Here is a 22,262-nt window from a genome sequence, read left to right on the forward strand (position 1 = left end):
TGCCCTGCGTAGACGGTGACAGAACGCTAAGATTATTTTTGGATACTCTGGCTTGTTTCTGCTCACCGTATTAAGACGCTCTTCTCTTTGAGTCGAGTGAAGTGAGTTCCAGAGCATGAGCTCTGGCAAACATCCAGGAGCAAAGCTAATGGCTTTAAATCTTCAAGACAAACAAGCGATTGTTGCTGAAGTCAGCGAAGTAGCCAAAGGCGCGCTGTCTGCAGTAGTTGCGGATTCCCGTGGCGTGACTGTAGACAAAATGACTGAACTGCGTAAAGCAGGTCGTGAAGCTGGCGTATACATGCGTGTTGTTCGTAACACCCTGCTGCGCCGCGTCGTTGAAGGTACTCCTTTCGAGTGCCTGAAAGACACGTTTATTGGTCCGACCCTGATTGCATACTCTATGGAACACCCGGGCGCTGCCGCTCGTCTGTTCAAAGAGTTCGCGAAAGCGAATGCAAAATTTGAGGTCAAAGCCGCAGCCTTTGAAGGTGAGCTGATCCCGGCGTCGCAAATCGACCGCCTGGCAACTCTGCCGACCTACGAAGAAGCAATTGCACGCCTGATGGCAACCATGAAAGAAGCTTCGGCTGGCAAACTGGTTCGCACTCTGGCTGCTGTACGCGATGCGAAAGAAGCTGCTTAATCGCAGTTGTCTTTGTAAAGCATTCGCTTACGTATAAACTTATTCTGATATTCAGGAACAATTTAAATGTCTATCACTAAAGATCAAATCATTGAAGCAGTATCCGCTATGTCCGTAATGGACGTTGTTGAGCTGATCTCTGCAATGGAAGAAAAATTCGGTGTTTCCGCTGCTGCTGCTGTAGCTGTAGCTGCTGGCCCGGTTGAAGCTGCTGAAGAAAAAACTGAATTCGACGTAATTCTGAAAGGTATTGGCGCTAACAAAGTTGCCGTTATCAAAGCAGTACGTGGCGCAACTGGCCTGGGTCTGAAAGAAGCTAAAGACCTGGTAGAATCTGCTCCGGCCGCTCTGAAAGAAGGCGTGAGCAAAGATGACGCTGAAGCACTGAAAAAATCTCTGGAAGAAGCTGGCGCTGAAGTTGAAGTTAAATAAGCCAACCTTTCCGGTTGCAGCCTGAGAAATCAGGCTGATGGCTGGTGACTTTTTAGTCACCAGCCTTTTTGCGCTGTAAGGCGCCAGTAGAATTTCACACTGTTTGACTGCTGGTTGTCCTGACAATGCTTGTTTCTATAGACGACTTAATATACTGCGACAGGTTAGGGTTCCTGAGCTGTGTAAATCGCAATGAAATGGTTTAAGCGTGATAGAAACAGGTATTGCGGAAAGTGTTCCATTTTCCGGTCAACAAAATAGTGTTGCATAAAAAACTGCCTTATGTGGGCAGATGGGTCGACTTGTCAGCGAGCTGAGGAACCCTATGGTTTACTCCTATACCGAGAAAAAACGTATTCGTAAGGATTTTGGTAAACGTCCGCAGGTTCTGGACATACCTTATCTCCTTTCTATCCAGCTTGACTCGTTTCAGAAGTTCATCGAGCAAGATCCTGAAGGGCAGTATGGTCTGGAAGCAGCTTTCCGTTCCGTATTCCCGATTAAAAGCTACAGCGGTAACTCTGAGCTGCAGTACGTCAGCTACCGTCTGGGCGAACCGGTTTTTGACGTTAAAGAATGTCAGATCCGCGGCGTGACCTACTCGGCACCGCTGCGCGTAAAACTGCGTCTGGTGATCTACGAGCGCGAAGCGCCGGAAGGCACCGTTAAAGACATTAAAGAACAAGAAGTCTACATGGGCGAAATTCCGCTCATGACCGACAACGGTACCTTCGTTATCAACGGTACCGAGCGCGTTATCGTTTCTCAGCTGCACCGTAGCCCGGGCGTCTTCTTTGACAGTGACAAAGGTAAGACCCACTCTTCCGGTAAGGTCCTGTATAACGCACGTATCATTCCTTACCGTGGCTCCTGGCTGGACTTCGAGTTCGACCCGAAAGACAACCTGTTTGTCCGTATTGACCGTCGTCGTAAGCTGCCGGCTACCATCATCCTGCGCGCGCTGAATTACACCACTGAGCAGATCCTTGACCTGTTCTTCGAGAAAGTGGTCTTTGAAATTCGCGATAACAAGCTGCAGATGGAACTGGTTCCGGAGCGTCTGCGCGGCGAAACCGCCTCCTTCGACATCGAAGCGAACGGTAAAGTGTACGTTGAGAAAGGGCGTCGCATCACCGCACGTCACATTCGCCAACTGGAAAAAGACGATATCAAACATATCGAAGTTCCGGTTGAGTACATTGCGGGCAAAGTCGCCTCTAAAGATTATGTCGACGAATCTACTGGCGAGCTGATCTGCCCAGCGAACATGGAGCTGAGCCTGGATCTGCTGGCTAAGCTGAGCCAGTCTGGCCATAAGCGTATCGAAACGCTGTTCACCAACGATCTGGACCACGGTCCGTACATGTCTGAGACTGTACGCGTCGACCCGACCAATGACCGTCTGAGCGCGCTGGTAGAGATCTACCGCATGATGCGTCCTGGTGAGCCGCCGACTCGCGAAGCGGCTGAAAGCCTGTTCGAGAACCTGTTCTTCTCCGAAGACCGCTACGATCTGTCCGCGGTTGGTCGTATGAAGTTCAACCGTTCTCTGCTGCGCGACGAAATCGAAGGATCCGGTATCCTGAGCAAAGAAGACATCATCGAAGTGATGAAGAAGCTCATTGATATCCGTAACGGTAAAGGCGAAGTCGATGATATCGACCACCTCGGCAACCGTCGTATCCGTTCCGTAGGCGAAATGGCGGAAAACCAGTTCCGCGTTGGCCTGGTGCGCGTAGAGCGTGCGGTGAAAGAGCGTCTGTCTCTGGGCGATCTGGACACCCTGATGCCTCAGGATATGATCAACGCCAAGCCGATTTCCGCAGCAGTGAAAGAGTTCTTTGGTTCCAGCCAGCTGTCTCAGTTTATGGACCAGAACAACCCGCTGTCTGAGATTACGCACAAACGTCGTATCTCCGCACTCGGCCCGGGCGGTCTGACCCGTGAACGCGCAGGCTTTGAAGTTCGAGACGTACATCCGACCCACTACGGTCGCGTATGCCCAATCGAAACGCCTGAAGGTCCGAACATCGGTCTGATCAACTCCCTGTCCGTGTACGCACAGACTAACGAATACGGCTTCCTTGAGACGCCGTATCGTAAAGTGACCGACGGTATTGTAACCGACGAAATTCATTACCTGTCTGCTATCGAAGAAGGCAACTACGTTATCGCTCAGGCGAACTCCAACCTGGATGACGAAGGCCACTTTGTAGAAGATCTGGTTACTTGCCGTAGTAAAGGCGAATCCAGCTTGTTCAGCCGCGACCAGGTTGACTACATGGACGTATCCACCCAGCAGGTGGTTTCCGTCGGTGCGTCCCTGATCCCGTTCCTGGAACACGATGACGCCAACCGTGCATTGATGGGTGCGAACATGCAACGTCAGGCCGTTCCAACTCTGCGCGCTGATAAGCCGCTGGTTGGTACCGGTATGGAACGTGCTGTTGCCGTTGACTCTGGTGTAACTGCGGTTGCTAAACGTGGCGGTACCGTTCAGTACGTGGATGCTTCCCGTATCGTTATTAAAGTTAACGAAGACGAGATGTACCCGGGCGAAGCAGGTATCGACATCTATAACCTGACCAAGTACACCCGCTCGAACCAGAACACCTGTATCAACCAGATGCCGTGTGTCTCTCTGGGCGAGCCAATTGAGCGCGGCGACGTGCTGGCTGACGGCCCGTCCACCGACCTCGGTGAACTGGCGCTCGGTCAGAACATGCGCGTAGCGTTCATGCCGTGGAACGGTTACAACTTCGAAGACTCCATCCTCGTTTCCGAGCGTGTTGTCCAGGAAGACCGTTTTACCACCATCCACATTCAGGAACTGGCGTGCGTGTCTCGTGACACCAAGCTGGGGCCGGAAGAGATCACTGCCGACATCCCGAACGTGGGTGAAGCTGCGCTCTCTAAACTGGATGAATCCGGTATCGTTTATATCGGTGCGGAAGTGACCGGCGGCGATATTCTGGTTGGTAAGGTTACGCCGAAAGGTGAAACCCAGCTGACGCCGGAAGAGAAACTGCTGCGCGCGATCTTCGGCGAGAAAGCGTCTGACGTTAAAGATTCTTCTCTGCGCGTACCAAACGGTGTCTCCGGTACCATTATCGACGTTCAGGTCTTTACCCGCGACGGCGTAGAAAAAGACAAACGTGCGCTGGAAATCGAAGAGATGCAGCTCAAACAGGCTAAAAAAGACCTGTCTGAAGAACTGCAGATCCTCGAAGCCGGCCTGTTTGGACGTATCTACGCGGTGCTGGTCTCCGGTGGTATCGAAGCTGAGAAGCTCGACAAGCTGCCGCGCGATCGCTGGCTGGAACTGGGCCTGACCGACGAAGAGAAGCAAAATCAGCTGGAACAGCTGGCTGAGCAGTACGACGAACTGAAACACGAGTTCGAGAAAAAACTCGAAGCGAAACGCCGCAAAATCACTCAGGGCGACGATCTGGCACCGGGCGTGCTGAAGATTGTTAAAGTGTATCTGGCCGTTAAACGTCAGATTCAGCCTGGTGACAAAATGGCAGGTCGTCACGGTAACAAGGGTGTTATCTCTAAGATCAACCCGATCGAAGATATGCCTTACGATGAAAACGGCACGCCGGTAGACATCGTACTGAACCCGCTGGGCGTACCGTCTCGTATGAACATCGGTCAGATCCTGGAAACCCACCTGGGTATGGCTGCGAAAGGTATTGGCGAGAAAATCAACGCCATGCTGAAACAGCAGCAGGAAGTCGCCAAACTGCGCGAGTTCATCCAGCGTGCCTACGATCTGGGTACCGACGTTCGTCAGAAGGTGGATCTGAATACCTTCACTGACGAAGAAGTTATGCGTCTCGCTGAAAACCTGAAAAAAGGTATGCCGATCGCAACGCCGGTCTTCGACGGTGCGAAAGAGTCTGAAATCAAGGAACTGTTACAGCTTGGTGGCCTGCCGACTTCCGGCCAGATCACCCTGTTCGACGGTCGTACCGGTGAGCAATTCGAGCGCCAGGTTACCGTTGGCTACATGTACATGCTGAAACTGAACCACCTGGTTGATGACAAAATGCATGCGCGTTCTACCGGTTCCTACAGCCTGGTTACTCAGCAGCCGCTGGGTGGTAAGGCGCAGTTCGGTGGTCAGCGCTTCGGGGAGATGGAAGTGTGGGCGCTGGAAGCATATGGCGCGGCATACACCCTGCAGGAAATGCTCACCGTTAAGTCTGATGACGTGAACGGCCGTACTAAGATGTATAAAAACATCGTAGACGGCAACCATCAGATGGAACCGGGCATGCCGGAATCCTTCAACGTACTGTTGAAAGAGATTCGCTCGCTGGGCATCAACATCGAACTGGAAGACGAGTAACTCTCGCTCAAACAGGTCACTGGTGCCGGGGTAAGACCCGGCGCCAGATTGTGCTTACTCCGACGGGAGCAAATCCGTGAAAGACTTATTAAAGTTTCTGAAAGCGCAAACTAAAACCGAAGAGTTTGATGCGATCAAAATTGCTCTGGCATCGCCAGACATGATCCGTTCATGGTCTTTTGGTGAAGTTAAAAAGCCGGAAACCATTAACTACCGTACGTTCAAACCTGAGCGTGACGGCCTTTTCTGTGCGCGTATTTTCGGGCCAGTAAAAGATTACGAGTGCCTGTGCGGTAAGTACAAGCGCCTGAAACACCGCGGTGTGATCTGTGAGAAGTGCGGCGTTGAAGTGACCCAGACTAAAGTGCGCCGTGAGCGTATGGGCCACATCGAGCTGGCGTCTCCGACCGCCCACATCTGGTTCCTGAAGTCTCTGCCGTCCCGTATCGGCCTGCTGCTCGATATGCCGCTGCGCGATATCGAACGCGTGCTGTACTTCGAATCCTATGTGGTTATCGAAGGTGGTATGACCAACCTGGAACGCCAGCAGATCCTGACTGAAGAGCAGTATCTGGATGCGCTGGAAGAGTTCGGTGACGAATTTGACGCGAAGATGGGTGCGGAAGCTATCCAGGCCCTGCTGAAGAGCATGGATCTGGAGCAAGAGTGTGAAACTCTGCGCGAAGAGCTGAACGAAACCAACTCCGAAACCAAGCGTAAGAAGCTGACCAAGCGTATCAAACTGCTGGAAGCGTTCGTCCAGTCTGGCAACAAGCCGGAGTGGATGATCCTGACCGTTCTGCCGGTACTGCCGCCAGATCTGCGTCCGCTGGTTCCGCTGGATGGCGGTCGTTTTGCGACTTCTGACCTGAACGATCTGTATCGTCGCGTCATTAACCGTAACAACCGTCTGAAACGTCTGCTGGATCTGGCCGCGCCGGACATCATCGTACGCAACGAAAAACGTATGCTGCAGGAAGCGGTTGACGCCCTGCTGGATAACGGTCGTCGCGGTCGTGCGATCACCGGTTCTAACAAGCGTCCTCTGAAATCTTTGGCCGATATGATCAAAGGTAAGCAGGGTCGTTTCCGTCAGAACCTGCTCGGTAAGCGCGTTGACTACTCCGGTCGTTCGGTTATCACCGTAGGTCCATACCTGCGTCTGCATCAGTGCGGTCTGCCGAAGAAAATGGCGCTGGAGCTGTTCAAACCGTTCATCTACGGCAAGCTGGAGCTGCGTGGCCTCGCCACCACCATCAAAGCCGCGAAGAAAATGGTTGAGCGCGAAGAAGCTGTCGTTTGGGATATCCTGGACGAAGTTATCCGCGAACACCCGGTACTGCTGAACCGTGCACCAACTCTGCACCGTCTGGGTATCCAGGCATTTGAGCCGGTACTGATCGAAGGTAAAGCTATTCAGCTTCACCCGCTGGTTTGTGCGGCATACAACGCCGACTTCGATGGTGACCAGATGGCTGTTCACGTACCGCTGACGCTGGAAGCCCAGCTCGAAGCGCGTGCGCTGATGATGTCTACCAACAACATCCTGTCCCCGGCGAACGGCGAACCTATCATCGTTCCGTCTCAGGACGTTGTACTGGGTCTGTACTACATGACCCGTGACTGTGTTAACGCCAAAGGCGAAGGCATGGTGCTGACTGGCCCGAAAGAAGCTGAGCGTATTTACCGCGCTGGCCTGGCCTCTCTGCATGCGCGCGTTAAAGTGCGTATCACCGAATACGAAAAAGATGAAAACGGCGAGTTCGTTGCGAAAACCAGCCTGAAAGATACGACCGTTGGTCGTGCCATTCTGTGGATGATCGTACCGAAAGGTCTGCCTTTCTCCATCGTCAACCAGGCGCTGGGTAAGAAAGCCATCTCCAAGATGCTGAACACCTGCTACCGTATTCTGGGCCTGAAACCGACCGTTATTTTTGCGGATCAGACGATGTACACCGGCTTTGCTTATGCAGCGCGTTCAGGTGCATCCGTTGGTATCGATGACATGGTCATCCCGGAGAAAAAATACGAGATCATCAGCGAAGCGGAAGCAGAAGTTGCTGAGATTCAGGAGCAGTTCCAGTCTGGTCTGGTGACCGCGGGCGAACGCTACAACAAAGTTATCGATATCTGGGCTGCGGCGAACGATCGTGTATCCAAAGCGATGATGGACAACCTGCAAACTGAAACCGTTATTAACCGTAACGGCGAAGAAGAGCAGCAGGTCTCCTTCAACAGCATCTACATGATGGCCGACTCCGGTGCGCGTGGTTCTGCTGCACAGATTCGTCAGCTTGCCGGTATGCGTGGTCTGATGGCGAAGCCGGATGGCTCCATCATCGAAACGCCGATCACCGCGAACTTCCGTGAAGGTCTGAACGTACTCCAGTACTTCATCTCCACGCACGGTGCGCGTAAAGGTCTGGCGGATACCGCACTGAAAACGGCGAACTCCGGTTACCTGACTCGTCGTCTGGTTGACGTCGCGCAGGACCTGGTCGTCACTGAAGATGACTGCGGCACCCTGGAAGGCATCACCATGACCCCGGTTATCGAGGGTGGCGATGTTAAAGAGCCGCTGCGCGATCGCGTTCTGGGTCGTGTGACTGCTGAAGACGTTCTGAAGCCGGGTACGGCGGACATTCTGGTTCCACGTAACACGCTGCTGCACGAGCACTGGTGCGATCTGCTGGAAGAGAACTCCGTTGACTCCGTCAAAGTACGTTCCGTTGTATCCTGCGACACCGACTTTGGTGTATGTGCCCACTGCTACGGTCGTGACCTGGCGCGTGGCCACATCATCAACAAAGGTGAGGCTATCGGCGTTATCGCGGCACAGTCCATCGGTGAGCCGGGTACACAGCTGACGATGCGTACGTTCCACATCGGTGGTGCGGCATCTCGTGCGGCTGCTGAGTCCAGCATCCAGGTGAAAAACAAAGGTAGCATCCGTCTGAGCAACGCGAAGTCGGTTGTGAACTCCAGCGGTAAGCTGGTTATTACCTCCCGTAATACCGAGCTGAAGCTGATCGACGAATTCGGTCGTACCAAAGAGAGCTATAAAGTGCCTTACGGCTCCGTTATGGCGAAAGGTGATGGCGAGCAGGTTGCCGGCGGTGAAACCGTAGCAAACTGGGATCCGCACACCATGCCGGTTATCACGGAAGTGAGTGGTTTCGTCCGCTTCACTGACATGATTGACGGCCAGACCATTACTCGTCAGACCGACGAGCTGACCGGTCTGTCTTCTCTGGTGGTTCTGGATTCTGCAGAGCGTACCACTGGCGGTAAAGACCTGCGTCCGGCGCTGAAAATCGTTGATGCTCAGGGCAATGACGTTCTGATCCCTGGCACCGATATGCCTGCGCAGTACTTCCTGCCGGGTAAAGCGATTGTTCAGCTGGAAGATGGCGTACAGATCAGCTCTGGTGACACCCTGGCGCGTGTACCGCAGGAATCTGGCGGTACCAAGGACATCACCGGTGGTCTGCCGCGCGTTGCGGATCTGTTCGAAGCACGTCGTCCGAAAGAGCCGGCAATCCTGGCTGAAATCAGCGGCATCATTTCCTTCGGTAAAGAAACCAAAGGGAAACGTCGTCTGGTTATCACCCCGGTAGACGGTAGCGATCCGTACGAAGAGATGATTCCTAAGTGGCGTCAGCTCAACGTGTTCGAAGGTGAACGTGTAGAACGTGGTGACGTGGTTTCCGACGGTCCGGAAGCGCCGCACGACATTCTGCGTCTGCGTGGCGTGCATGCTGTGACGCGTTACATTGTTAACGAAGTTCAGGACGTATACCGTTTGCAGGGCGTTAAGATTAACGATAAGCACATCGAAGTTATCGTTCGTCAGATGCTGCGTAAAGCGACCATCGAAAGCGCCGGTAGCTCCGACTTCCTGGAAGGCGAACAGGTTGAATACTCTCGCGTTAAGATTGCAAACCGCGATCTGGAAGCGAATGGCAAAGTGGGGGCAACATTCGCCCGCGATCTGCTGGGTATCACCAAAGCGTCTCTGGCAACCGAATCGTTCATCTCTGCCGCATCGTTCCAGGAGACCACGCGTGTCCTGACCGAAGCAGCCGTAGCGGGTAAACGCGACGAACTGCGTGGCCTGAAAGAGAACGTTATCGTGGGTCGTTTGATCCCGGCCGGTACCGGTTATGCGTATCACCAGGATCGTATGCGCCGTCGCGCAGCGGGCGAGCTGCCAGCAGCGCCGCAGGTCAGCGTGGAAGAAGCTTCTGCCAACCTGGCAGAACTGCTGAACGCCGGTCTGGGCGGATCTGACAACGATTAATCGTTGATTCGCTAAGCGCTTAAAAAGCCAGTCAGGTAACCTGACTGGCTTTTTTTTTGCCTGCCAGTTTATTATCATTATTTCTATATCTACTTTTCGATTACATTTTATTGATATATTTGCTGCAATTAATTAGCAAGTATAAGCATCTGCCGTAATTATTTATTTTCTTTTCTGATTTTCATCATCTATCAATGGGTGAAAATTCTACACGTATCAAAAAATAAGCTCCGCAAACGCTATATAGTCAAAAAACTAAAATAATCATGTGATTACTTTCCCTGTTCTTTTCGGTTTACCGCAGCCGAGGGGATGGTTACGCCCGTCAAAAAGGCGATGGAGGAGGTGAACAAATAAAAACAAAGCGGAGAGTATTGTCGTTATTTAATGGATAGCTTCTGGGGGATGTATGGAATTTGCTATACAACTTATCATTATCTTAATTTGTCTGTTCTATGGCGCGAAAAAGGGCGGCATTGCGCTCGGCCTTTTGGGCGGAATTGGCTTAGTCATCCTGGTCTTTGTTTTTCATCTTAAGCCCGGAAAACCTCCCGTCGATGTCATGCTGGTGATTATCGCCGTAGTGGCCGCATCGGCGACGCTGCAGGCTTCCGGTGGGTTAGACGTCATGCTGCAGATTGCCGAGAAGCTCCTGCGGCGAAACCCGAAATATGTCTCGATCGTCGCGCCATTCGTCACCTGTACGCTGACGATTCTTTGCGGCACGGGGCACGTGGTATATACCATCCTGCCGATTATTTATGATGTCGCCATCAAAAATAATATTCGTCCGGAGCGCCCCATGGCCGCCAGCTCGATCGGCGCGCAGATGGGGATCATCGCCAGCCCGGTTTCCGTAGCGGTCGTCTCGCTGGTGGCGATGCTTGGCAATTTTACCTTTAACGGTAAGCACCTTGAGTTTCTCGATCTGCTGGCAATAACCATTCCGTCCACGCTGCTGGGGATTCTGGCCATTGGTATCTTCAGCTGGTTTCGCGGCAAAGATCTCGATAAAGATCCGGAGTTCCAGGCCTTTATCGCGGTACCGGAAAACCGCCACTACGTTTATGGCGACACGGCCACGTTGCTGGATAAGAAGCTTCCGACCAGTAACTGGATCGCGATGTGGATTTTTCTGGCCTCGATAGCGGTGGTTGCCTTACTCGGCGCCTTCTCCGAACTGCGTCCGGTTGTCGACGGTAAAGCGCTGTCGATGGTGCTGGTGATCCAGATGTTTATGCTGCTCTCCGGAGCGCTCATCATCATTATTACGAAAACCAACCCGGCTTCGATTTCCAAAAATGAGGTTTTCCGTTCCGGCATGATCGCTATCGTGGCCGTATACGGCATCGCGTGGATGGCGGAGACCATGTTCGGCGCGCATATGACCGAGATTAAAGGCGTGCTCGGGGAGATGGTGAAGGAGTACCCGTGGGCCTACGCCATCGTTCTGCTGCTGGTATCGAAGTTTGTTAACTCCCAGGCGGCTGCCCTGGCGGCGATTGTCCCGGTGGCGTTGGCGATTGGCGTCGACCCGGCCTACATCGTCGCTTCCGCGCCAGCCTGCTACGGTTACTATATTCTGCCGACCTACCCAAGCGATCTGGCGGCGATTCAGTTCGATCGCTCAGGTACGACGCATATCGGTCGCTTTGTGATTAACCATAGCTTTATTCTGCCCGGACTTATTGGCGTCAGCGTCTCTTGCGTCTTTGGTTGGGTGTTTGCGGCAATGTACGGATTTCTTTAAGAGAGGATTCAGGCGCCGGTAGCGGCGCCTGTTGACGTTATTGGGCGAGCGGAATTCGGCGATAGAGTTCAATCATGTCGGTTGCCAGATCCTGAATGACCATCGCGTTCATCAGGTGATCCTGAGAGTGTACGGTAATCAGGTTAACCGGAAGCTTGCCGCTGCCTTCATCCATGCCAATCAGCTGGGTCTGGATTTTGTGCGCATGCTTGACGAATTCGTGGGATTCCGTCATCGCCTGTTCGGCGGCGGCAAAATCGCCTTTACGCGCCAGCTGCAGAGCGGTTAAAGCCGAGCTGCGCGCTGAACCGGCGTTAACCAGCAGCTCCATGATGATCGTTTCTAAATCTTCCATCTCTTACTCCATCAACTTCAGGGCTTTATCAAGCACGGCATCGCCTTTCATCATGCCGTAATCCATCATATCGATAACGGCGACTTTTTTCCCAAACGGGTCGGCCATAGCCTGTAGCTTGGCTTGCTCGTACTTCACCTGAGGACCGAGCAGGATAATATCGGCAGCCGCAAGATTATCTTTAAACTCGGCAACCGGTACGGCTTTGATCGAGACTTCCACGCCTTTTTGTTGCGCAGCGGCCTGCATTCGTTGAACCAGCATGCTGGTGGACATACCTGCGGCACAGCATAAAACGATATTCTTCATAATTGATGGCCCTTATGTTCCTTGATGTACCATCTTTATCGCGGGCTGGCGGGTGGGACAACCGCTTTACGGCGATTGTGTGTAAGTCATCACAAAATAATGAAACCGGTTTCGGATTTGGGGTTGAAAACGGTAAAAGCCCGCGCGGCCGGGCCTATAGCAACGGGCTCTCTTAGGTGCGAACGATACGATTCTTGCCCTGCTGCTTGGCTTTATAAAGCGCTTCATCAACGCGCACGACAAGCTGCTCCAGGGGCTCCATATTCCATTCGCCCAAGCCTGCGCTAAAGGTGACGGTCAATCCCTCTTCACGCCAGGAGCGCTGCGCGACGCTGGCTCGCCAGCTTTCCAGCAGCCTCAGAGCGTTATCAATATGCTCGTCGGAAAATATCACCGCAAACTCTTCGCCGCCGTAGCGGTAAAGTGAAATTTGCAGGGGCTGGAGGATCTGCAGCCCTTCGCGGGCGACGTTGCGCAGAACGATATCACCGTTGAGATGACCCCAGGTGTCGTTTATCGTTTTGAAGTTATCAATATCAACCAGTGCGAGAGAGAAAGGGTGATGATCGTTCATCAGCGCGGCGATATCGCTATCGAAGGCGCGTCGGTTTTTGCAGCCGGTTAATGCATCGATGGTCGCCTGGCGAACATAGGTTAACTCACGCTGCTTATTGCTCTCGATGGCTTTGCTGAGCATCGCTTCCAGGCGCGGGGCGCGCTGAACATCTCCGGTTTTAATGGCGTTGATGATGTTCATTAACACCGTACGTGAAGCATGGCGTAGATACAGGCCAAACAGCACGATGACGATCGCGGCCAGGGCAAAGCTCCAGGCAACGATATCCGTTTCATGGCGCGTTAAGTTGACCAGCGTCGAGTTATCGACCCGATAAATGACAAACCAGTCGGGGTTGGTAAAGGAATAGTAATAGTACCAGCCGTCGGTCACCGCGTCATAAAGCTGGCCTTCACCGCTGGTCATTCTGTCCATCAAGGCTTCACTGACGTAGGGTTTGAATAAGGCGCCAGGGTCGGGATGGAGAACGACTTTACCATCGCGTTGCACCACAAAAAATTCCCCCTGAACCGGGGCGACCATTTGCCGTAACGCGTAGCCCATTGAGGTCAGATCGAGATGAAAAGCGAGGCTGCCCTTCAGCCGCCCTTCCGGGGAAATAATGGGTTTATAGAGGGTAATGGTCGGATGATGCGTGAAGTAGTCGATGTACGGGCTGGTATACAGGCTGAAGGTACTGGCTTGCGCTTGCTTAATAAACCATGGTCTCGATTTGGCATCGAAGGACTGGCTGTCTTCGGTCTCAAGGACTTCGGGCGCGCGCAGATAGTGCCCGTTGGTATCCGCCAGCGAGATGGACGAAACGGTCTGCATCATATTTTGCAGCTGCATCAACTGCATCAGGCCCTTTTCAGGATTAACGTTCACCGCATTGTTCAGCTCGTCATTACGCGCAAAGAACGTCGTGGCGCGGGTGAGGATAAAATCGTTGCCCCGCAGCAGCGTCTCCGTGTAGTTGGTCGCCATATTGTGGGTAAAGTTGCGGTTAATGTGATGATAATCTTCGAGAAAATCTTTCCTCTGGGTCATCGTGGCAAACACCGCGATAAGCAAGAAGCTGATTAAAATACCCGCAAACCCGATGACGATCGGCGTGGTGAAAGAGAGCTTTCTATTATGACGAGCCATGAGTCGTAAATCGTTCCAGAAGCGTTAAACCGTGGATGAAGACGCAGGTTTAGCCAGCATGCCTGCTGAGCGAATCAGATAAAACTCCGATAATTATAACTCTGACGTTGTGATATGGGCTGATTAATATTCGATATTAATATAATTACCCTTGCGGCGCAGAGATGGAGCAGGGCGAAATGAGGAAGAGCTATTATTCGCCCTGGACAGCATCCGTTGCTGACGAGGGCAGAATAGAGAAACGGAAATATAACCACAATCTTCCGTTTCTCTTATTACGATCGTGCGCGAAGAACATTTAAGAAATGACATTCTTCATCATGACGACTGGGAGGCGCGTCCCAGCCAGCTATCCCAATCCTTCCAGACCGGCTGCAGCCCGCTGGCCACCAGCGCGCGGGCGACCTCTTCCGGGCGACGGTCATCATGAGGCGAGAACTGCTCCAGCTCAGGATGGTTATCGGCATATCCGCCGGGCTGGGTTTTCGAAAATGCGCTGACGTTGTTGATGGCCAGCGGGATCACCCGATCGCGGAACCAGGGGGATTCGCGGGTGGAGAGCGAGAGCTCCACTTCCGGAGCCAGCAGGCGGAAAGCGCAGATGGTCTGCACCAGCTGTCGTTCATCCATTAAAGAGGCGGGCTCGATTCCCCCGGCGCAAGGGCGCAGCCGCGGAAAGGAGATGGAGTAGCGGCTTCGCCAGTAGTGCTGCTGGAGCCACAGCAGATGTTCCGCCACCATAAAGCAATCCACCCGCCAGCTGTCGGAGAGGCCAATTAATGCGCCAAGGCCAATTTTATCAATCCCCGCCTGTCCGAGCCTGTCCGGCGTATCCAGCCGCCAGAAGAAGTCCTGCTTTTTCCCTTTCAGATGATGTTTCGCATACATGCTTTCATGATAGGTCTCCTGATAGACCATCACTCCGTCCAGGCCGAGGGTTTTCAGCTCGGCGTACTCTTCCATCGCCAGCGGCTGAACCTCCATCTGCAGCGAGGCGAACTGGCGGCGAATCGCGGGCAGATGTTGACGAAAATAGTCCATGCCGACTTTGCCCTGATGTTCGCCGGTGACCAGCAGCAGATGCTCAAAGCCCATTGCGCGGATCGCCGCGCATTCACGGGCAATTTCCGTTTCATCCAGGGTCTTGCGCTTGATGCGGTTACTCATTGAGAAACCGCAGTAGGTACAGTCGTTGGCGCACAGATTCGAGAGATACAGCGGGACATAAAAGCTGACGGTATTGCCAAAGCGCTGGCGAGTCAGGCGCTGGGCGCGCTGGGCCAGAGGCTCCAGATAATCCGCGGCGGCGGGCGAGAGCAGGGCCATCATATCGTCGCGGCTAAGCTGTTTGGCCGCCAGGGCGCGTTCAACGTCGGCGGGAGTTTTCCCGTTGATCCGCAGGCGAATGTCGTCCCAGTCCAGCTGCCGCCAACGGTCAGTGAAGGTGTTCATACCCGCGCCTCCAGAAAGCCGGTCAGCGGGCTGGTGGCCTGCGCCTGCGTGCTGCGCGCGCCCGGGCCAGCCTGCCGCGCCAGCAATCCGGCATCGATCGCTAAGCGGAAGGCGCGGGCCATGGTTACCGGATCGTCGGCCACGGCGATGGCGGTATTCACCAGTACCGCGTCAGCGCCCATTTCCAGCGCCTGCGCCGCGTGGCTCGGTACGCCTATACCCGCATCAACGACCACCGGGACCGTGGCCTGCTCGATAATAATTTCCAGCATCGCTTTGGTTTCCAGTCCCTGATTGGAGCCAATTGGCGCGCCGAGCGGCATCACCGCCGCGCAGCCCGCTTCTTCCAGACGTTTGCACAGCACCGGATCGGCGCCGCAGTAGGGCAGCACCACGAAGCCTTCCCGTACCAGAATTTCCGCCGCTTTCAGCGTTTCAATCGGGTCGGGGAGCAGCCAGCGGGCGTCCGGGTGAATTTCCAGTTTCAGCCAGTGAGTACCCAGCGCTTCCCGCGCCAGACGGGCGGCAAAGACCGCTTCTTCCGCCGTTTTGGCGCCGGAGGTGTTGGGCAGCAGGCTAACGCCAGCCGCCAACAGCGGCGCGAGGATCGCGTCATTATGCTGACGAAGATCGACGCGCTTCATCGCCAGCGTTACCAGCTGGCTGCCGGAGGCGCGAATGGCCTCCACCATGACGTCGGGGGCAGCGAATTTACCGGTGCCGGTGAAAAGATGGGACTCAAACGTTTTATCCGCAATACGTAACATATCAGCCTCCAGCAATAACCTGAAAAAGCAGGATTTGGTCGCCTTCCTGCAAAAGATGATCTTCCCACCGTTCACGCGGCAGGATGCATTGATTGAGCGCCAACGCGACGCCCGGCTGCTGCTGTTCCAACTGCGTGAGCAGAGCGGCGACGGAGGTCGCTTCGGCGCACTGCAACGGTTCATCGTTAAACCACACCTGCATGCTGCCCTCCACAGACCGGACAACCCTGAGCCCGCTGGAGCGCGAGAGTGCGCCAGCTGCTGGTGCGGGCATCGAACAGGCGCAGAGCGTTACGCGGCGTGGCCATGCCGGCGAGCAGCTTGATGGCCTCCAGCGCCTGTAACGTGCCCATCATGCCGACCACCGGGCCGATGATGCCCGCCGTACGGCAGTTGCGTTCGGGCTCGTTAGCGTCCGGCCACAGGCAGCGATAGCAGCCCTGGTCCCACGGCGGCGTCAGTACCATCAGCTGGCCCCCCAGCCCGACGGCGCTGGCGGTAATCAGCGGGGTTTGAAGCGCGACGCAGGCGGCATTGATCGCCTGTCGGGTCGCCATGTTATCGGTGCAATCCAGTACCACATCGGCCTTCGCCACTTCATCCTGCAGGGCCTCTCCGCCTAAACGCTGCTTCAGCGCAATCAGCTCAATCTGCGGATTAAGGCGAGCCAGCCGGGCCCTGGCGGCAGCGGCTTTGGAGCGCGAGATATCATCGCTGGTGAACAAAATTTGCCGCTGCAGGTTGCTGACGTGCACGTCGTCATCGTCGGCCAGCACCAGCGTGCCGACGCCGGCCCCGGCCAGATAGAGCGCGGCGGGAGAGCCCAGCCCGCCGAGACCCACGAGCAGCACCCGGCTGGCCAGCAGCTTTTGCTGGCCTTCAATGGCGATATCCTCCAGCAGCAGCTGGCGGCTATAACGCATAAAATCGCTGTCATTCATCACCGGCTCCCGCTATCTCGAGCAGCCGAGCCGTTGCCTGTCGCCAGTCGGCCGCCTGAGTAATGGCGCTGACCACCGCAACGCTGCCGACGCCGGTCGCCAGTACCGCCGGGGCGCGTTCAAGGCTGATGCCGCCAATCGCCACGGTCGGATAATCGCCCAGACGCTGAATATGCTGCGCGAGCTGCTCCAGTCCCTGGGGGGCGGAGGGCATCTGCTTGGTTTGCGTTGGAAAAACGTGCCCGAGGGCGATGTAAGAGGGACGAGCCGCCAGCGCGATATCAATTTCCATATCGTCATGCGTGGAAACCCCCAGGCGCAGCCCGGCGTTGCGGATGGCGCTGAGATCGGTGGTTTCCAGATCCTCCTGGCCTAAATGCACGCCATAGGCCTGATGTTTGATGGCCAGGCGCCAGTAATCATTAATAAACAGCCGCGCATCATATTTGCGCCCCAGCGCGATCGCGGCGACCACATCGTCTTCGACTTCGCTATCGCGTTTATCCTTGATGCGCAGCTGGATAGTGCGAACGCCCGCGTCCAGCAAGCGTTCGATCCACGCAACGCTATCGACGACCGGATAAAGCCCCAGGCGGAAAGGAACTGCGGGAAAATCGGGTTGATACATCAGGCTTCCTCCTTTTTCAGGTAGATCTCGCCGCCGCGGGCGCGAAAGTTATCCGACATATCGGCCATCCCCACCTCGATGGTCTGTGCGGCGGCATAGTCGCGAACTTCCTGGCTTATCTTCATTGAACAAAATTTGGGACCGCACATGGAGCAGAAATGGGCCACTTTGCCGGACTCCTGCGGCAGGGTTTCGTCGTGGTAAGCGCGAGCGGTGAACGGGTCGAGCGCCAGGTTGAACTGGTCTTCCCAGCGGAACTCGAAGCGTGCTTTCGACATGGCGTTATCGCGGATCTGCGCGCCGGGATGGCCTTTGGCGAGGTCGGCGGCGTGGGCGGCGATTTTGTAGGTAATCAGTCCCTGCTTAACGTCTTCTTTATTCGGCAGGCCGAGGTGCTCTTTTGGCGTCACGTAGCAGAGCATCGCGCAGCCGAACCAGCCGATCATGGCGGCGCCGATACCCGAAGTGAAGTGGTCGTAGCCCGGTGCGATATCGGTGGTGAGCGGCCCTAAGGTGTAGAAAGGCGCTTCGTGGCAGTGCTCCAGCTCTTCGGTCATATTGCGCTGAATCATCTGCATCGGCACATGGCCCGGGCCTTCGATCATTACCTGCACGTCATACTCCCAGGCGATTTTGGTCAGTTCGCCCAGGGTGTGCAGCTCGGCGAACTGCGCTTCGTCGTTGGCATCCTGAATCGAGCCGGGACGCAGGCCATCGCCCAATGACAGCGAGACGTCATAGGCGGCGCAGATTTCGCAAATTTCGTGGAAATGCTGATAGAGAAAGTTCTCTTGATGATGGGATAAGCACCATTTCGCCATGATTGAGCCGCCGCGGGAGACGATGCCGGTCAGGCGCCTGGCGGTCATCGGCACGTAGCGCAGCAGCACGCCCGCGTGGATGGTAAAGTAGTCCACCCCTTGCTCAGCCTGCTCGAGCAGCGTATCGCGGAAAGCTTCCCAGGTAAGATCTTCGGCAATCCCGTTGACCTTCTCCAGCGCCTGGTAGATCGGCACCGTACCGATCGGTACCGGGCTATTACGCAGGATCCACTCGCGGGTCTCGTGAATATAGCGGCCGGTGGAAAGGTCCATCACCGTATCCGCTCCCCAGCGCGTCGCCCACACCAGCTTCTCGACCTCTTCTTCTATCGACGAGGTGACCGCCGAGTTGCCGATATTGGCGTTAACCTTCACGAGGAAGTTGCGGCCAATAATCATCGGCTCGGATTCTGGATGATTTATATTGGCCGGGATAATCGCGCGCCCGGCGGCGACTTCAGCGCGCACAAACTCCGGGGTGATATTCTCCGGCAGCCGCGCGCCAAACCCAACGCCCGGATGCTGCCGGCGTAACACTTCGCCACGAATACGCTCGCGGCCCATATTTTCGCGAATGGCGATGAACTCCATCTCCGGGGTGACAATCCCCTGCCGGGCGTAGTGCAGCTGAGTCACGCATTTCCCGACCATGGCGCGCCTGGGGATGAGCAGGCCGGTAAAGCGCAGCTCGTTGAGGCCATCATCCGCCAGCCGCTGTTTGGTATACGCCGAACTGCGGTCGTTGAGTTCTTCACAATCGCGACGCGCATCAATCCATGGCTGACGCAGTTTTTTCAGACCCTGCTCAACGTTAATCGCGATGTGCGGATCGCCGTAGGGGCCGGAGGTGTCATAGACCGGAATCGCTTCATTCGCTTCGTATTGCGGATTATCTTTGCTGCCGCCGATAAGGGTCGGGCTAAGCTGGATTTCGCGCATCGGGACGCGAATATCTTCCCGCGAACCGTGGATATAGATGCGCTGCGAATTGGGAAATGCGGTACCTTCCAGCGTGTCGATAAAGCGCTGGGCGTGTTCGCGTTGCTCTCGACGCGTGAGTTTTGTTGTAGACATAGCTCATTCCAGTTAAACAGGATATGGCTTGCCAGACGACGGATGGAGTAACAGATGCGATCGGCCCTGAAGAGGCTGACGCTAAACGCAGTTTACTCTTGTTCCCTTCGCAGGTATTAGCCTGATCAGGTTCCGCGGATCCCGAATAAACGGTCTCAGCCTTTTCCAGTGTGGAAAATGGGCACTCCGACAAGATGACATCCCCTCTCAGCGAGGGGGAATGTATGTAAACTACGCGTTAATGGTTCACAACTCAAGCGGTCGGCGCGATATTGTCGCTGACGTTATCTTTTTGACTGTGGGCGACGGCGAGGGCGATCAGGCTATCTTCCAGCGCAAAGCGCGCTTCCAGCGCTTCGCCGATATCCGACAGCGCCTGCTGGAACTCGAGGTAGTTATCGTGATCGATGGCGTTTTCGAGGCAGGAGTCGTAGTAATCCATGATCTGCTGGGTATTAGCCTGCAGCTGTGGATAAATCTTCGTGGCGGCTAAAAGTGGCGTATCGCCTTCCAATTCGCCGATAAAGCGTTCATAAATATTAAAATGGCCGGAGGAGAGGTAGTCCACCAGGCTTTGACAAAAATCGTCCAGCGCTTTCTCATTAAGCCGCATAAAGGATTCTTTGCCAGGCTTCAGGCCAACCAGGTTGTAGTAAGCCACAAGCAAATGCTTACGTACTTGTAGCCAGCGATCGACCAGTTTATTGCTGCCTCCAACACGTTCCGTCAGGTTTTCCAGCTGGTTTAACATGGTTGACTCCGCAAGGATTTAAGAGAAATACGTTGCTCACCAAAATGTAAATTTAATGTTAAAAGTGCCAGTAAAATAAAGGTAGTGCAATAGATATGGATCGTATTATTGAAAAATTAGATCGCGGCTGGTGGATCGTCAGCCACGAACAGAAATTATGGTTGCCCGACGGGGAATTACCCTATGGCGAAGCGGTAAATTTTAATCTTGCTGGCCAGCCCGCGCTGCGAATCGGAGAATGGCAGGGCGAGCCGGTGTGGCTGGTACGCCAGGATCGCCGGCATGAGATGGGATCGCTGCGTCAGGTGCTCGATCAGGATGCTGGCCTTTTTCAACTGGCGGGACGCGGGATCCAACTGGCGGAGTTCTACCGCTCGCACAAATTCTGCGGCTACTGCGGCCATCCGATGCATCCCAGCAAAACCGAATGGGCGATGCTGTGCAGCCACTGCCGCGAACGTTATTACCCACAAATCGCCCCCTGCATCATCGTCGCCATCCGCCGGGATGACGCTATTCTGCTGGCGCAGCATACCCGCCATCGCAACGGCGTGCACACGGTGCTGGCCGGGTTTGTCGAAGTGGGTGAGACCCTGGAGCAGACCGTTGCCCGCGAGGTGATGGAAGAGAGCGGCATTAAAGTGAAAAATCTGCGCTACGTGACCTCTCAGCCCTGGCCGTTCCCGCAATCGCTGATGACCGCGTTTATGGCCGAGTACGATAGCGGCGAGATTGTCATCGACAAGAAAGAGCTGCTGGAGGCGGGGTGGTATCGCTATGACGATTTGCCGCTTTTGCCGCCGCCGGGCACCGTGGCGCGCCGCCTGATTGAAGATACCGTGGCGATGTGTCGGGCAGAGTATGAGTGACATGTTACACTTGGCGCATCAACGCTAAAGGAATGTAAAAATGACCGAACTGAAGAACGATCGTTACCTGCGCGCGCTGCTACGCCAGCCGGTTGATGTCACCCCGGTGTGGATGATGCGTCAGGCGGGCCGCTATTTACCGGAATATAAAGCCACCCGCGTCGAAGCGGGCGATTTTATGTCGCTGTGTAAAAACGCCGAGCTGGCCTGCGAGGTCACGCTGCAGCCGCTGCGTCGCTATAAGCTGGATGCGGCTATCCTCTTCTCGGACATTCTCACTATCCCGGATGCCATGGGGCTGGGGCTCTATTTCGAAGCCGGGGAAGGGCCGCGTTTTACCTCGCCCGTCACCTGTAAAGCGGATGTCGATAAATTACCGGTTCCCGACCCGGAAGATGAACTTGGCTACGTGATGAACGCCGTGCGCACGATTCGCCGTGAGCTGAAGGGGGAAGTGCCGCTGATTGGCTTTTCCGGCAGCCCGTGGACGCTGGCGACCTATATGGTTGAAGGCGGCAGCAGCAAAGCGTTTACGGTGATCAAAAAGATGATGTACGCCGAACCGCAGGCCCTGCATGCGCTGCTCGATAAGCTGGCGAAAAGCGTCACGTTGTATCTGAATGCGCAAATCAAAGCGGGCGCGCAGTCGGTGATGATTTTTGATACCTGGGGCGGCGCGCTGACCGGCCGGGATTACCAGCAGTTCTCGCTCTATTACATGCATAAAATCGTTGATGGTCTGCTGCGTGAAAACGATGGCCGTCGCGTGCCGGTCACGCTGTTTACCAAAGGCGGCGGGCAGTGGCTGGAAGCGATGGCGGAAACCGGCTGCGATGCGCTGGGGCTCGACTGGACTACCGATATCGCCGATGCGCGGCGTCGCGTCGGCCATAAAGTCGCCCTGCAGGGCAATATGGATCCCTCGATGCTGTATGCCCCCCCGGCGCGCATCGAAGAAGAGGTGGCGACCATTCTCGCCGGGTTTGGCCAGGGCGAAGGCCATGTCTTTAACCTCGGGCACGGAATTCATCAGGATGTCGACCCGGAACACGCGGGCGTATTTGTGGAGGCTGTGCACCGGTTGTCAGCGCCATACCACCGTTAAGGA

At 55.1% G+C, this 22,262-nt stretch carries 17 protein-coding genes and 1 riboswitch; of the genes, 7 read left to right on the plus strand and 10 right to left on the minus strand.

The window, feature by feature from the left end; all coding sequences use genetic code 11:
- Positions 1-148: 148 nt before the first annotated feature.
- The 5 genes from rplJ to BWI76_RS01510 all read left to right on the plus strand — a co-directional run bounded on the left by rplJ (position 149) and on the right by BWI76_RS01510 (position 11,482).
- Positions 149-646: a 50S ribosomal protein L10 gene (gene rplJ, locus BWI76_RS01490; RefSeq protein ID WP_004870486.1), complete on the plus strand. Its 498-nt coding sequence runs from the start codon at positions 149-151 to the stop codon at positions 644-646.
- A gap of 66 nt (positions 647-712) precedes the next feature.
- Positions 713-1,078, plus strand: coding sequence for a 50S ribosomal protein L7/L12 (rplL, locus tag BWI76_RS01495; RefSeq protein ID WP_004097645.1), 366 nt, complete (start codon positions 713-715; stop codon positions 1,076-1,078).
- 325 nt (positions 1,079-1,403) lie between these two features.
- Complete coding sequence (gene rpoB / locus BWI76_RS01500; RefSeq protein WP_004870488.1) at positions 1,404-5,432, plus strand: DNA-directed RNA polymerase subunit beta; 4,029 nt, start codon at positions 1,404-1,406, stop codon at positions 5,430-5,432.
- A 76-nt stretch (positions 5,433-5,508) separates the two neighbouring features.
- A complete protein-coding gene (gene rpoC, locus BWI76_RS01505; protein WP_004127580.1) occupies positions 5,509-9,732 on the plus strand; it encodes a DNA-directed RNA polymerase subunit beta' in 4,224 nt (1,407 codons plus the stop codon).
- Positions 9,733-10,141: 409 nt separating this feature from the next.
- Entirely contained in the window at positions 10,142-11,482 is a 1,341-nt protein-coding gene (locus tag BWI76_RS01510; protein ID WP_004870490.1) for an anaerobic C4-dicarboxylate transporter, read from the plus strand.
- A gap of 37 nt (positions 11,483-11,519) precedes the next feature.
- Here the strand turns inward: BWI76_RS01510 and BWI76_RS01515 are convergent, their stop codons facing one another.
- The 10 genes from BWI76_RS01515 to BWI76_RS01560 form a co-directional block, all read right to left on the minus strand.
- On the minus strand, positions 11,520-11,837 hold the full coding sequence (locus tag BWI76_RS01515) for a PTS lactose/cellobiose transporter subunit IIA (RefSeq protein WP_004870492.1): 318 nt from the start codon (positions 11,835-11,837) through the stop codon (positions 11,520-11,522).
- Positions 11,838-11,840: 3 nt separating this feature from the next.
- A complete protein-coding gene (locus BWI76_RS01520; protein ID WP_004097653.1) occupies positions 11,841-12,146 on the minus strand; it encodes a PTS sugar transporter subunit IIB in 306 nt (101 codons plus the stop codon).
- Between the two features lie 172 nt (positions 12,147-12,318).
- Entirely contained in the window at positions 12,319-13,851 is a 1,533-nt protein-coding gene (locus BWI76_RS01525) for a sensor domain-containing diguanylate cyclase (protein ID WP_004870495.1), read from the minus strand.
- A gap of 318 nt (positions 13,852-14,169) precedes the next feature.
- Entirely contained in the window at positions 14,170-15,303 is a 1,134-nt protein-coding gene (gene thiH / locus BWI76_RS01530) for a 2-iminoacetate synthase ThiH (RefSeq protein WP_024360690.1), read from the minus strand.
- The gene (thiG, locus tag BWI76_RS01535) at positions 15,300-16,070 is read right to left on the minus strand and encodes a thiazole synthase (RefSeq protein WP_049132040.1); all 771 of its coding nucleotides are present in this window, start codon (positions 16,068-16,070) and stop codon (positions 15,300-15,302) included. The genes thiH and thiG overlap by 4 nt, the downstream gene beginning before the upstream one ends.
- Position 16,071: 1 nt before the next feature.
- Complete coding sequence (gene thiS, locus BWI76_RS01540) at positions 16,072-16,272, minus strand: sulfur carrier protein ThiS (RefSeq protein WP_004870502.1); 201 nt, start codon at positions 16,270-16,272, stop codon at positions 16,072-16,074.
- Positions 16,256-17,011, minus strand: coding sequence for a HesA/MoeB/ThiF family protein (locus tag BWI76_RS01545; protein WP_004870504.1), 756 nt, complete (start codon positions 17,009-17,011; stop codon positions 16,256-16,258). The genes thiS and BWI76_RS01545 overlap by 17 nt, the downstream gene beginning before the upstream one ends.
- Positions 17,004-17,639, minus strand: a complete 636-nt coding sequence (thiE, locus tag BWI76_RS01550) for a thiamine phosphate synthase (RefSeq protein ID WP_004870507.1) — start codon at positions 17,637-17,639, stop codon at positions 17,004-17,006. The genes BWI76_RS01545 and thiE overlap by 8 nt, the downstream gene beginning before the upstream one ends.
- On the minus strand, positions 17,639-19,534 hold the full coding sequence (gene thiC / locus BWI76_RS01555) for a phosphomethylpyrimidine synthase ThiC (protein WP_004870510.1): 1,896 nt from the start codon (positions 19,532-19,534) through the stop codon (positions 17,639-17,641). The genes thiE and thiC overlap by 1 nt, the downstream gene beginning before the upstream one ends.
- Positions 19,535-19,619: 85 nt before the next feature.
- A riboswitch (TPP riboswitch) is annotated at positions 19,620-19,733 on the minus strand.
- A 54-nt stretch (positions 19,734-19,787) separates the two neighbouring features.
- Positions 19,788-20,285 carry an Rsd/AlgQ family anti-sigma factor gene (locus tag BWI76_RS01560; RefSeq protein ID WP_004127603.1) on the minus strand — a complete coding sequence of 166 codons (498 nt, stop codon included), beginning with the start codon at positions 20,283-20,285 and terminating at the stop codon, positions 19,788-19,790.
- Between the two features lie 95 nt (positions 20,286-20,380).
- Here BWI76_RS01560 and nudC point away from each other — a divergent pair, with 95 nt between their 5' ends.
- A complete protein-coding gene (gene nudC, locus BWI76_RS01565) occupies positions 20,381-21,154 on the plus strand; it encodes an NAD(+) diphosphatase (protein ID WP_004870513.1) in 774 nt (257 codons plus the stop codon).
- Between the two features lie 40 nt (positions 21,155-21,194).
- A complete protein-coding gene (gene hemE, locus BWI76_RS01570; RefSeq protein WP_064371519.1) occupies positions 21,195-22,259 on the plus strand; it encodes a uroporphyrinogen decarboxylase in 1,065 nt (354 codons plus the stop codon).
- The last annotated feature ends 3 nt before the right edge of the window (positions 22,260-22,262 follow it).

The sequence above is a fragment of the Klebsiella sp. M5al genome, from assembly GCF_002090195.1.
Lineage (GTDB): Bacteria > Pseudomonadota > Gammaproteobacteria > Enterobacterales > Enterobacteriaceae > Klebsiella > Klebsiella grimontii.